Origin of the sequence: Lysinibacillus irui (assembly GCF_028877475.1) — a bacterium.
GTDB lineage: Bacteria > Bacillota > Bacilli > Bacillales_A > Planococcaceae > Lysinibacillus > Lysinibacillus irui.
Window position 1 is genome coordinate 2,959,414 of sequence record NZ_CP113527.1, and the last position, 13,690, is coordinate 2,973,103.

At 38.0% G+C, this 13,690-nt stretch carries 12 protein-coding genes; 1 reads left to right on the plus strand and 11 read right to left on the minus strand.

The features are described 5' to 3' along the window. Positions 1-2 precede the first annotated feature (2 nt). The 11 genes from OU989_RS14985 to OU989_RS15035 all read right to left on the minus strand — a co-directional run bounded on the left by OU989_RS14985 (position 3) and on the right by OU989_RS15035 (position 12,630). Positions 3-806 carry a CsxC family protein gene (locus tag OU989_RS14985; RefSeq protein WP_274793814.1) on the minus strand — a complete coding sequence of 268 codons (804 nt, stop codon included), beginning with the start codon at positions 804-806 and terminating at the stop codon, positions 3-5. Between the two features lie 319 nt (positions 807-1,125). Then, positions 1,126-1,863, minus strand: coding sequence for a 16S rRNA (uracil(1498)-N(3))-methyltransferase (locus OU989_RS14990; protein ID WP_274793815.1), 738 nt, complete (start codon positions 1,861-1,863; stop codon positions 1,126-1,128). Positions 1,864-1,946: 83 nt separating this feature from the next. Next, positions 1,947-2,888, minus strand: a complete 942-nt coding sequence (prmA, locus tag OU989_RS14995) for a 50S ribosomal protein L11 methyltransferase (protein ID WP_274793816.1) — start codon at positions 2,886-2,888, stop codon at positions 1,947-1,949. Positions 2,889-2,909: 21 nt separating this feature from the next. Next, entirely contained in the window at positions 2,910-4,028 is a 1,119-nt protein-coding gene (gene dnaJ / locus OU989_RS15000) for a molecular chaperone DnaJ (protein WP_274793817.1), read from the minus strand. A gap of 227 nt (positions 4,029-4,255) precedes the next feature. Then, positions 4,256-6,097 carry a molecular chaperone DnaK gene (gene dnaK, locus OU989_RS15005; RefSeq protein ID WP_274793818.1) on the minus strand — a complete coding sequence of 614 codons (1,842 nt, stop codon included), beginning with the start codon at positions 6,095-6,097 and terminating at the stop codon, positions 4,256-4,258. Between the two features lie 74 nt (positions 6,098-6,171). Beyond that, complete coding sequence (gene grpE, locus OU989_RS15010; RefSeq protein WP_274793819.1) at positions 6,172-6,744, minus strand: nucleotide exchange factor GrpE; 573 nt, start codon at positions 6,742-6,744, stop codon at positions 6,172-6,174. Between the two features lie 17 nt (positions 6,745-6,761). Then, the gene (gene hrcA, locus OU989_RS15015; protein WP_274793820.1) at positions 6,762-7,790 is read right to left on the minus strand and encodes a heat-inducible transcriptional repressor HrcA; all 1,029 of its coding nucleotides are present in this window, start codon (positions 7,788-7,790) and stop codon (positions 6,762-6,764) included. 89 nt (positions 7,791-7,879) lie between these two features. Then, positions 7,880-9,025, minus strand: a complete 1,146-nt coding sequence (hemW, locus tag OU989_RS15020) for a radical SAM family heme chaperone HemW (RefSeq protein WP_274793821.1) — start codon at positions 9,023-9,025, stop codon at positions 7,880-7,882. A gap of 192 nt (positions 9,026-9,217) precedes the next feature. After that, positions 9,218-10,414 (minus strand): chromate efflux transporter, encoded by a 1,197-nt coding sequence (chrA, locus tag OU989_RS15025; RefSeq protein ID WP_274793822.1) that lies wholly within the window; start codon positions 10,412-10,414, stop codon positions 9,218-9,220. 55 nt (positions 10,415-10,469) lie between these two features. Further along, positions 10,470-11,324 (minus strand): DUF4179 domain-containing protein, encoded by an 855-nt coding sequence (locus OU989_RS15030; protein WP_274793823.1) that lies wholly within the window; start codon positions 11,322-11,324, stop codon positions 10,470-10,472. A gap of 109 nt (positions 11,325-11,433) precedes the next feature. Beyond that, entirely contained in the window at positions 11,434-12,630 is a 1,197-nt protein-coding gene (locus tag OU989_RS15035; protein WP_274793824.1) for a DHH family phosphoesterase, read from the minus strand. Between the two features lie 132 nt (positions 12,631-12,762). Here OU989_RS15035 and OU989_RS15040 point away from each other — a divergent pair, with 132 nt between their 5' ends. Beyond that, positions 12,763-13,467: a polysaccharide deacetylase family protein gene (locus tag OU989_RS15040; RefSeq protein WP_274793825.1), complete on the plus strand. Its 705-nt coding sequence runs from the start codon at positions 12,763-12,765 to the stop codon at positions 13,465-13,467. Positions 13,468-13,690 lie beyond the last annotated feature (223 nt).

Consider the following 13,690-nt stretch of genomic DNA (forward strand, 5'->3'; position numbering starts at 1 on the left):
TATTAACAAGACTCAGTAGGAGGAATAATTTCAGGGACAATTGGTGTTGCTGGTGGAGTAAGCCCTGGAAGAACAGGTGTTACTACACTACTTCCAGCGCCCAAACGGATTTGTTGAACTTGCAATACTTTTACAGTAAGTTCTAATACAATTTTTTCACGTAATGTGCTGAATGCTTCTTCAGGAGCTGCCATAATCGGTGAAAAATCAAGTTCAAAGAAGTTGGCTGCTACTAATTCACCAAATGGTTGTTCATTGTATTTAACGAGATTTTGGAAGAAAGCCTTATCTAATCGAGCATCCATTTGCGTTCTTTCATTAAGGAAGTTTGCCTCCGCAAACTCGGAAATACCTAAGATTGGAGTAGCGCCACCAGTTGCTTGTGGGAAAAATAGTTCTGTAAAACCTGAAAACGGAACATCAGCAATTCTATCCTGAAGTGCTCCATTACATGCTGATGAAGCATATTCAATATTTTTCCGAATATGTCCTGCTACAAATAATTTAGCTCGTGTTACTCTAAAGAAATCCGTGCCAGCAATCCGTGCAAAGCTAACCGGTACCAGTTTCACTTGATTTAGAAAGACATGCTTTTTCACTCGTTTGATTTCTGTTGCTGCAGGACTAAGCGTAATATCCGACTCGACAACGATTTGCAGTGTTGGTTCTGCCAGTACAACTGGAATTTTAATAGTTGGCGTCGTAAGCGGTGTAGTGACTAGCGGCGTAATCTCATTCGTTAACGGTATTTGTTCAGTAGATGTTACTGGACAAGGTTGAATCTGATTAATAAATTGTTCACTCAAAAAATCCCCTCATTTCATTTATAGTATTAGTGAGCTCTCTATCGCTAGAATATGTCGCAATTAAATCTATGTATGGACAATGAACTTGTTCACTTACATATTTTATTTGGAATGTTTGAGCCTGTGATTTTCCGGGGTGACTTTGACTATCCTTTATGTATTAGTAATGATACATATCTTTAATCATAGATGTATAAATCCACTTATAGCACGGATTTAACACCGATCCGCTTCAAATACTAATTAAATAAAAAGCCACTTAAAATAATTTTTAAGTGGCTTTTTCTAGGTCTTGTTGATAGTTAGTTGTACATTACTGTTATTCGAATTCATAGGATATGGCAGACAACGCATATAGTGGCGCTGTTTCTGCACGTAAAATTCTTGGCCCTAATGACATCGTTTGAGCACCTGCTTGTATTAGAGCTTCAGACTCATGACGAGAGATGCCTCCCTCTGGCCCAAAAATAATCAACATTGATTTTGATTTCTTATCATCGACATTTTTTAGCTTGTCCGCAAATCTTGTCCGCTCATCAGCCTTGGCATCTTCTTCATCTGCGATAAAAACGGCATCAAAAAGGTCTATTTGTTGTAACAGTTGCTTAAATCCAATTGGTTCAAAAACTACTGGAATATGTGTACGATGAGCTTGTTCAGCTGCCTCTTTAGCAATCTTTTGTAATCGTTCCTGCTTTTTTGCTCCTTTTTTCTTGTCCCATTTCACAATGGAACGCTCGGCTTCAAATGGTAATAAAGCAAACATTCCGAGCTCTGTTGCTTTTTGCGTAATCAGCTCTAGCTTATCGCCCTTTGGCAAGCCACAAGCTACTGTTACTTGAATCGGTAGCTCTGGTGAAGGAATCGTTTGACCTGTCGCTTCAATTACGATTTCATCATTATCAAACCCTTCAATTGTACAAATATGAGCTGTATTTTGTGCAACAACAACGATTTTGTCGCCCTGTTTCATACGCATCACTCGCTCAATATGGCGTGCATCTTCTCCACTAATACGTGCATTTTCTATGGCTGTCTCAATAAAATAACGTTGCATGCTACACAGTCCTTTCTACTACTGGTAGAGAAAACGCCAAATCACAAGCACACGGCTCACGATTTGGCGCTTCTTCAATCATGTTATAGTGGTCGACGGGCAATAATAGCGACCCAATCTTCCATCAATAATACTTCTTCAATAACGAAGCCTGAAGCTTCAAGTGCTGCTTTTACATCATCACGTTTTGCCCCGATGATGCCTGAAGTGACATATAATCCACCTGGTTTCACAATTGTATAAGCGTCGTCTGTGAAGGACATAATGATCTCTGCCAAAATATTAGCTACAACCACATCTGCTGGTTCTTTTACTGTATCTAATAAGTTCCCATGGAATACCGCTACTTTATCTTCTACTTTATTTAAGGCAACATTTTCTTGTGCTGAGCGTACAGCTACCTCGTCTAAATCGAGAGCATGCACACTTTTGGCACCAAGTAATGCTGCTCCAATAGATAATACACCTGATCCTGTTCCAATATCGACTACTGTATCCCCTTCTTTAATGACTTTTTCAAGTCCTTGTAAACACATCACTGTAGTAGGGTGTGTACCTGTACCGAACGCCATGCCAGGATCTAACTCAATAATCAATTCATCTGTAGAAACAGGCGTATAATCTTCCCATGTTGGTACGATAGTAAAGCGTTCAGAAATTTTGACAGGATGGTAGTATTGCTTCCAGGCAGTTGCCCAATCTTCTTCGTTGACTTCAACAATGGATACTACATTTTCACCGATATCGATGTTAAAGTTTGTTAAATTTGTGATAGCTGCTTTAATTTCTTCGACAGTTTCATTTAAAAAGCTAGACTCCGATAAATAAGCTTTGACAATCACGCCATCTTTCGGAAAATCCTCTTCATTTAGCGCGTAAATTTCACCATATTGATCCTCACGTGGCTTCGCAAATTCTGCAGAATCTTCGATGACAACACCACTTGCACCTGCTTCATGCAAAATATTCGAAATTGCTTCTACCGCTTCATTTTTTGTATGAATGGATAATTCTGACCACTTCACGTAGCTCTTCAGCTCCTCTAATTATTCACCTTGGAATTTTTTCTTAATTTTATCAAATAGTGAACTACCCTGTTCTTCAGGAATATCGCCACTAATTTCTGCAAATTCTCGTAGTAATTGCTTTTGTCTCTCCGTTAATTTTTCTGGTGTCATGACTTTCACCGTTACGTATTGATTACCCATACCATAGCCATGAACATTTTTAACACCTTTATCTTTTAGACGGAATTGAGCGCCTGACTGTGTACCAGCTGGGATACGTAATTTAACTTTACCATGAACTGTTGGCACTTCAATTTCGTCCCCTAGTGCTGCTTGTGGGAATGTTAATTTTAGCTCGAAGTAAATATCGTCCCCATCACGTTCAAATTCATTGTGACCTTGGACACGGAACATAATATATAAATCCCCTGCAGGTCCACCATTTATACCTGGTTCACCTTGACCAGATACACGAATTTGTTGACCATCATCAACACCAGCTGGAATCGTCACTTTAATTTTTTTGCGTTTTTGGACTTTTCCTTCTCCACGACAAGTTGAACATTTTTCTTTTATGATTTTACCTGTACCATGACAAGTTGAACATGTACGACGGTTCATCATACGACCAAATGGTGTATCTACTGCTTGATTGATTTGTCCAGCACCATTACATGTTGAACATGTTTCAGGCTGTGTACCTGGTTTAGCTCCTGAACCATGACATGTTTCACACGTTTCATCTTTCGGGATTTCTATTTCTGTTTCTTTCCCAAAAATAGCTTCTTCAAATTTTATGTTCATGCGATATTGCAGGTCATCACCTTTGCGTGGCGCATTTGGGTCTTGACGGCGACCTCCACCGCCAAAGAATGAGCTGAAAATATCCTCGAAGCCGCCAAAGCCACCGCCTCCGAAGCCACCACCAAAGCCTGCATTCGGATCTTCATGACCAAATTGGTCGTAACGAGCTTTTTTCTGGTCATCACTTAATACTTCATATGCTTCAGCGATTTCTTTGAATTTTTCATCTGCACCTGGCTCTTTATTAAGGTCAGGGTGATATTGTTTTGATAATTTACGGTATGCTTTTTTAATCTCATCTTTTGAAGCCGATTTTGTTAAACCAAGCACCTCGTAATAATCGCGTTTCTCCATGATTCACACTCCGCTCTGTTTGCATAAAATCTATTGTAACATGCAGTTGATAAAACTGCCTCTTTTTTTCGAACTAATTGTCTTATAATATAGAGTTTTTTTACTTCCTAGCAGCTAACGTATGCAGCTATTCCATAAATGGTGCCATTCACGTGAAGTGTTCTCACATCATGACAAAAGCCAAAGCCGCAAGCGGTCTTTGGCTTTTCACTTAACTGTGTTAACTCTTATTTATCGTCTTTTACTTCTTCGAATTCAGCATCTACAACACCGTCATCTTTTTTACCTGCACCAGTGTCTGCTCCTGCTTCGCCACCTTGAGCTGCTTGAGCAGCTGCTGCTGCTTGTTCGTAAACTTTCATTACTAATGGTTGTAATACGCCTTCTAATTTTTCTTTCGCTGCTTTAATGCCTTCTAATTCACCAGCTTCAAGTGCTTTTTTCAATTCATCACGAGCATCTTCAACTGATTTTTTCTCGTCTTCTGTAATTTGCTCACCTAAGTCAGCAATTGTTTTATCCACTTGGAATACTAATTGATCAGCTTCATTGCGTAGGTCTGCTTCTTCTTTACGTTTAGCATCTGCCTCAGCATTCGCCTCTGCGTCTTTTACCATACGCTCAATTTCTTCGTCTGATAATCCGGAATCAGATTGGATTACAATTGTTTGCTCTTTGTTTGTACCAAGGTCTTTCGCTTTTACAGATACGATACCGTTTTTATCAATATCGAATGTTACTTCGATTTGAGGTACACCACGTGGTGCTGGTGGAATGTCTGCTAATTGGAAGCGACCTAATGTTTTATTGTCAGCTGCCATTGAACGCTCACCTTGTAGAACATGGATATCTACTGCTGGTTGGTTATCTGCTGCTGTAGAGAATACTTGTGATTTTGATGTAGGGATTGTTGTGTTACGATCAATTAACTTCGTGAACACACCACCCATTGTTTCAATACCAAGTGAAAGTGGTGTTACGTCAAGTAATACTACGTCTTTTACATCACCTGTTAGTACGCCACCTTGTACTGCAGCACCCATTGCAACAACTTCGTCTGGGTTAACACCACGGTGAGGTTCTTTACCAGTTTCTTTACGTACTGCTTCTTGTACTGCTGGAATACGTGTTGAACCACCAACTAAAATAACTTGGTCGATTTCTGAAGTTGAAAGACCTGCATCAGATAATGCTTGGCGCACTGGTCCTACTGTACGGTTTACTAATGGTAATGTAATTTCATCGAATTTTGCACGAGTTAAAGAGATTTCTAAGTGTAAAGGTCCTGCTTCACCCGCTGTAATGAACGGTAAAGAGATTTGCGTTGATGTTACACCAGATAAATCTTTTTTCGCTTTTTCAGCTGCGTCTTTAAGACGTTGCATAGCCATTTTATCTTTTGATAAATCAATACCATTTTCTTTTTTGAATTCTGCTACTAGATATTCGATAATTGCATCATCGAAATCATCTCCACCTAGCTTGTTATCACCAGCAGTTGCTAGTACTTCAAAGACACCGTCACCTAATTCAAGGATTGATACGTCAAATGTACCACCACCAAGGTCAAATACTAATACTTTTTGATCTTGATCTTGTTTGTCTAATCCATAAGCTAGTGCAGCAGCAGTTGGTTCGTTAATGATACGCTCTACTTCAAGACCTGCGATTTTACCAGCATCTTTAGTCGCTTGGCGTTGTGCATCGTTAAAGTAAGCAGGAACTGTAATAACAGCTTTTGTTACTTTTTCTCCTAAGTAGTCTTCCGCGTAGCCTTTTAAGTATTGAAGAATCATAGCAGATACTTCTTGTGGTGTATAATCTTTATCTTCCACTGTTACTTTTTCAGCTGTACCCATTTTTGATTTAATAGAAATGATTGTATTAGGGTTTGTAACTGATTGACGTTTCGCTACTTCACCAACTTGACGTTCACCATTTTTAAAGGCAACAACAGATGGTGTAGTACGGTTTCCTTCTGGGTTTGGAATTACTTTTGGTTCTCCACCTTCAAGTACAGAAACGCAAGAGTTTGTTGTTCCTAAGTCAATACCAATAATTTTGCTCATTAAAATTTCCTCCTATTATTTCAACGCAAGGGATGCGTTTTTAACTGATTTTAATTGACTAAATAGTACAAGGACTATTCGTTCACAGATACCATTGTAGGGCGTAACACACGATCCTTTAAGATATACCCTTTTTGCAGCTCGCGTAAGACAACACCCGTCTCTTTTTCACTATCTTGTTCTTGCATAACAGCTTGGTGTACATTTGGATCAAATGGTTCACCTTCTGCTTTAATAACTTGCAGACCTTCTTTTTCTGTTGCTTCAATTAAAGAGCGATACACCATTTCAATCCCTTTAATAATAGATGCAGCTTCTTCCGAAGTTGTCTCAACTTGTAAGGCACGCTCAAAATTATCAAGAACTGGCAATAAATCAGATAGTAAGTTTTGTGCGCGGTATTTTTCAGCAGCCTCACGGTCTAACTGATTACGACGACGCATATTATCGAAGTCAGCGCGTAAGCGTAGGTGACGGTTTTCCTCGTCATCAAGCTTGGCTTGTAGTTCAGCCAGCTTTGCCTCATACTGTTCTTCAATTGATAATTCAACTTCTTCTTGAACTTCTGCTTGTGCTACTTCCTCTTCTGTCGTTTCAGCTTGTACATCTTCTTGTACTAAATCTTTGTTTTCAGTTGTTTCTGTCACTTGAATCCTCCTCATTATCATTCACTACGATTCTTCGTAAAGGCCTGTGTTAAATCCAAGCGCATTACGTCTAATAAAGCCACGACACGCTTATAATCCATGCGTGTTGGGCCAATAATAGCAATGGCTCCCTGTTGATCATCACCAATGGAATAAGTAGTAGTAATGACACTGCAATTTTCCATTTCTAATTGTTTATTTTCTGAGCCTATCCGAATATGAATACCTGATTCGTTCGGATGAAAAAGTGACTGCACTTGGCTAGTCGTCTCCATTAAGTCCAAAATCATACGGACTTTGTTTAAATCATGGAATTCTGGTTGGTTAAACATATTCGTTTTACCACCATAGAAAATTTTACTTTCTGGATTTTGCATAGTGGCTGTCACGAGTGCGCGAATAAAATCATCCGCTGATCGAACATGCTGCTGTAGCACAGCCAGCACTTCAGCCTCAAGTCTTTTATGGAGATCTTCTAATGATACACCGATTAAGCGCTCATTTAAGATATTCACCATTTTCTCTAAATCCGAAGCGGTAAAGTCAGGCGGTAAGTTGAACATGCGATTTTCTACATGCCCATTGTTCGTCACGATAATTGCTACTGCAGTATCGCTCGAAAGAGGCACAATTGAAAATCGTTTGACACGATGCCTTTGAACATCAGGTCCTAAAAGTATGGAAGTATATGATGTCAGCTCCGATAAAATATTGGCTGACTTTCGGATAATATGCTCTACTTCTACTAATCGATCATTGAAAATTGATTGGATTTGTTGTATGTCCTTCGAATTAATACCTTGTGGACTCAACAAATGATCTACATAAAATCTGTAACCCTTTTCCGAAGGCACTCGACCAGAGGAAGTATGAGTTTTTTCTAGAAAGCCTAATTCCTCTAAATCCGCCATTTCATTTCGAATAGTGGCTGGACTAAATGTAATCCCTTGTTTTTTGGAGATTTGGCGAGAACCTACCGGCTGTGCAGACACAATAAAGTCGTCTACAATGACTTGCAATATCTGTAACTGCCGATTTGTTAGCATGATTATCACCTCTGTTAGCACTCGACTAAGAGGAGTGCTAATACTATTATTAAATTATCAAATCCCACATTTTATGTCAACGATATCGCTCAATCTTCTAGCAAAAATTGTTGAAATACTTCATTCCCTACGAAACGTCCTTTGCGCGTAAGACGAATTCCCCTCTCATCATGTTCCAAAAGCCCTTCTGATTCTAGCTTTTCGATGACTTGCTCATACTGTGCATTCATCGGCTCATTAAATTTCTCTTCATATATAGAGTGCATAACGCCCTCTGTTTTTCGCAGTCCTAAAAACATTTGTTCTTCTCTCTTCTCCGCTTGTGTTACCTCATGCTCATGTACAATTGGTAGCTCTTCTGCAAAAACAGCATCCATATACTTTTTCAATGGACCATGATTAGAATAGCGTATACCCGCTAGGTACCCATGAGCACCTGCCCCAAAACCGGCATACTCATCATTATCCCAATATATTTTATTATGTTCTGAATGAAAACCTGGTTTTGCAAAATTACTAATTTCGTATTGTTGAAGTCCGTGTAAAGACATTTCTTGCATTAGCACATCATACATATCCGCTTCAAGATCCTCAGTCGGTAAATGCAATTTGCCTTTAGCATATTGATTATAGAAAATGGTTTTTGGCTCTACAATAAGGGAATAGGCAGAGAAGTGCGGTAAATCTAGCGCAAAAGCTTTTTCTAATGAATCCCGCCATTGAGCCATCGTTTGCCCAGGCAACCCATACATTAAATCAATGCTAATATTGTGAAAGCCATGCTGTTTTGCCAAAGCGATTGTTTCGTAGACATGTTCATTACTATGTGTGCGTCCAATCTTCTGTAACAGTCCTTGGTCAAATGATTGCACACCCATACTCAGGCGATTAACACCACCATCAAACAATACTTGCAATTTTGCTGCAGACAGTTCATCAGGATTGGCCTCTGATGTAAATTCTTTCACACTACTCATTGGAATATACGCATGAATATACGTTAGTAGTTTGTCCAATTGTTTTGGAGATAAAGCAGTTGGTGTCCCTCCACCGAGAAAAATCGTTTCGATGTTACGAAAATGCTCAGGATATTTTTTTGTTACTAGGGCCATCTCTTTCCCTAGTGCTTCTATATATTCATCCACTGGTTGATTTTTAAAATAAAATTTATTGAAATCACAGTAATTACAGATTTGATGACAGAAAGGAATATGAATGTAAACACCTCGCGCCATAGCCATCCCTTCTTTCTCGTTAAGTCTTTTCCATTTCTACATTATAACGAATCAATAGCAGGAACGCTATGAAACCATCTAGAGAGCTTGCAATTCAACACTCTTAAGATGATGTATATTTGATTGGTCTCCACAAAAACGAACTGCACTTCAAATGTTAGTTAGACTCTAACAATCGAAAGTGCAGTTTTTTCATGTATAACAAACAATTCCCACTATAATACCTAAGAGCACCAGTATGTAGGGTTGCATTTTCCAACGAATTAAACACCATATAAAGACCGCGACTATACAAATATCTAACCCGCTTACAATGGTTTGCGTCACAATTGGATGGATAAATGCAGCAGCTAAAATGCCTACGACTGCAGCATTTGCCCCTGCCATTGCCCCTTTGAGCCGTGCAATACGACTTAAACTAATCCAAAATGGAAGAGTCCCAATGACTAGTAAAAAAGCAGGTAGAAAAATCGCTAAAGTAGCAATGATTGCTCCTGGAATACCAGCAATGACCATACCTATATACGCTGCAAACGTAAATAAGGGTCCTGGAACTGCCTGTGTCATACCATAGCCAGCTAAAAAATCGGACGTAGTAATTTGGCCGCTTTGTACAAACTGTGCTTCCAGTAAAGGTAAAACAACATGACCACCACCAAATACTAAGGCCCCAGCAGTATAAAATTTCTCAATCATAGCGATCCATTCATGATTCCAAATGGCACTTATGAATGGTAGACCGATCAGTAACAGTAAAAAAAGTGCTAATAACACCATGCCAGTTATTTTAGAAATTGGTATATGAACCATTTTGGATGAATGATCCTCATGGTCTTTTTTAATATATTGAAAACCTATACAGGCAGCTACTACTATCGAGGTAATTTGTGCAAATGGATGCAACCATGTCAACACAATTACAAGTGCCAACAAGGCAATCAACCAATGCAATGTGGTAGAAAGTATTTTTTTGCTCATATCAAAAATAGCCTGCGCCACAATCGCCACTGCCACTAACTTCAAACCATGTATCCAATCCATTTTCAGTTCTGTCAAAATGGACAGATAAGCAAATACCATGAGTATTAATACTGAGGGTAATGTAAAACCAACAAATGATAGAAGGCTCCCTAATAGCCCACCTCTTATTAAACCGATCCCCATCCCCACCTGACTGGATGCGGGACCAGGTAAAAATTGACTTAATATGACAAGTTGACTATAGTCATGCGCAGACAGCCATTTCCTTTTTTGCACATATTCCTGTTGAAAATAGCCTAAATGAGCTGTTGGCCCTCCAAACGAGGTACAGCCTAATTTTAAAGAAACCCAAAATATCTCCCATAGCGTTCGCAAACTCTCAACTACTTTCCCTGTCTTTTCTTTCATTTTACATGGAAAGCAGATCCTTTCATTTTAAAAGTTTGTAAATTTTACTTACAGGCTAATCTTCCTTTATTTTAATGGCAGAACCAACTTTTTGACCTTCTTTATCGACTGGGATTAATTGATAATTCCCCTCTGTTAAATAGAGAGCATCCACACGGCTCCCCCACTTTGTACGCTCTTTATTTAATGGATAGGGTGTTTCAAAGCGCCACGATTGCCCTGCTTTTGATTGGATTTTAAAGTATAAAGTGTCATTTATTATACTCTTTTCAGACTGAAAATAAATTGTGGTCGAAATAGGTGTTGAAACGACTCTGTCAATCGTTATTTCCTGTTGATCGACATGCTCGATTTTTTTTCCTATAGAAAAGACTTGCCGATCTTCTTGTAATTGTTCCTGAGATGCCTCTATTTGAAATTCCCACGGCTTGTCAATTGGTGTTTCTACATTCCAATCTTTATACCGAATAACTAATTCTAATTGTTCATCAGACGGAAAATCATCCATTTTAATGCTATTGTATATTGTATAAACGTGTGCAGATTTTGCTATGGACTGTCCACCATTACGAACCATATAATCTTGACCATTGACAAGTATTTGCGGGAAGAAGAATACTTGATGATCAGGCGCAAACTCTTTTACAGGCTCGAAGGTTGCATTTAACAAAATTTGATTATCATCAATAATCACTTCATTTAACGTTAAACGACCTAAGCTATTGGTAGCTGTCTTACCTACTTCTGTTTTGTAGGCTTCAAAGTCAACATCTTTATCCCAACATAAATACAGCACAAACCCACTAACCATCATCAATAAAAGAAATACAACTATACTCCTACTCCATTTTTTTCGTCCTCGATTTTCCTTATCCAAATCAACAACTCGAAGTATATCATCGGACAACATGTACACCTCATTTTTTTATAATCGTTATGTTTCATTGTAGTTTGTCTCGATGCATTATATAACCTTGATTTACCGGAAGGATGGATAAATTCATATGTAAAAGGAATTATTACATTCCTTTATTTGAATGACGGACTTTATTTGCTTCCTGCATTAAATAGTCCACAAAGACATCATCTCTTACTAGCCATGCTTGGTAATTCCGTTTCAAAAACCACTCTGCTTCATTAAAACTTGAAAAAATTTGCTCTAAGGGTGTTCGATTTTTTTCTATTACCCAGTCTATTTCATTATTTGTATATAGTAGAAACACTTCATCTTCAAGGTTTTTATAAAATGTTCCAAATGATGTTCCTTTGATGTTATAGCGATTTCTTTTTGCATCCTCTGGAATAGGCTCTATATGAAATGTTTCTAACACAAACTGTTTATAGGCTTCCACTGTTAAAGAGCAACCGGCAGCCTTTTGATGCCCACCACCACCATATTGGGCTGCGATGGAGGATACATCAATATGGTCATGAATCGTCCGAAATGAGATTTTTTTACTTCCCATATTCATCATGGCAATATAATCAAGATGAACATTTTCTTTTCCTAATTCATTGCCAAGCTCAGAATGGTACGATTCCGCATAGACAATGCCAGCATAAAATTCGCCCAAATTTGTTTGGACAAGCTCTCGTTTCTTACGTCGAATATAACGCTCTATTTTTTCTTCTTCCATACTTAAAATTTTCTTTTCGAATTCATCAAAATCAAAGTGATTATTTGTTTTTAAACGATCAAGCATTTTCTCTTCAAACTCTTCAATAGACACTAAAAAAAAGAGGGCATTTAACCGTTGTGCTTGAAAATTCCCATTCTTTTCCCATTCCCAAGTATCGTACTGCCTTACTAACTCTACAAACTCTGAAATGGCCTCTGTTTTTTCTAATAGTCCATGGGTCACAAGGTATTGATAAAATAATGAAGTAGCTGATGTTAAGCCTTGCTCATCTTCAATTAAAACCTTTCCCCATTCATATTGATTTAAGTGAAGAGCTGTTTTATGATGGTCCAGCAATTGCACATTACCAGTGGCTTGGTAATAATCCTGAATCCTTTTTTCATTTTTTTCATTTGGAGAAAGATCGGTAATAAACAAAAACGTTTTCTGTTGGTCATTCTCCAAAAAGAACTCTATTTCACGGTCAAGTGCCGTAATGGAATTGTAGCGTATCTTCACTTTATCATTAAACGCAAGCTTCGCTAAAATTCCACAACCTACTCCATCTAAATCGTTATGTGATAATAGTTTATACATCTCCTCACCTCAAACGTAGTATGCTTAATTTTTTGGTATTCAAACAAAAGAAGATGAAACTTCGTTGTGATCGCATTTGAGATGACATACATTTAAACAATAACCGTCATGATGAAAGAAAGGAGTTTGTCAATGAAACGGAGACTAACTTATACCGGAATGGGGATTTTATTCATCATTGCTTTAACATTTGCTGCCTATAAATTAATGAATGCTCGTGATTATCAATTGTTTGGTAATATTACCTCACATGTTATAACAGAGGAAAAGGTTGTTGCCTTAACCTTTGATGATGGACCTACTAAAAATACTAGTGCCATTCTCGCGTTACTTGACAGTTACCAAGTAAAAGCCACATTTTTTCTAATTGGGGATGACATTGAGGAAAATCCAGAAGAGGCTAAAAAAATTGTGGAAGCTGGACATCAAATTGGCAATCATACGTATTCACACAAGCGTATGGTATTAAAAAGCCCTTCCTTTATTAAAAATGAAATAGAAAAAAACGATGCGCTTATTGCTAGTATTGGTTACCAAAAAACACCTGTCGTAAGACCACCGTATGGTAAAAAATTATTTGGATTGCCTTACTACTTAAATAAACATCAACGCAAGACGATTACTTGGAACTTAGAACCCGATACATTTTTTACAAACGCAGAAGACAAAATTAACTATGTAACTGAAAATATTCAACCAGGATCTATCATTTTAATGCACCCGATGTATGATCCTACTGACAATGAATTGCAGGCAACAGAAGGAATGTTGCAAGCTCTTAGTAATGATGGATATACATTTGTTACAGTAGATGAACTTCTACAATTTCAGCAATAAACATACAGTTACTTCGGGTCTGTACTACTCTCCGTGCAGACTCAAGTTAGTTAGAAAGTATCACCTTTTCAATCTTTATATATAACATCAACATTATAAATTATATAACTTCACACCTCCCCTTTAATCAACATTTTGTACACCTTCATCAGCTATTATCTCTACACAGAACAACAATGTATTTTATACCAACGAAAGTAAGACTTTTCAGAAATGTTAATAA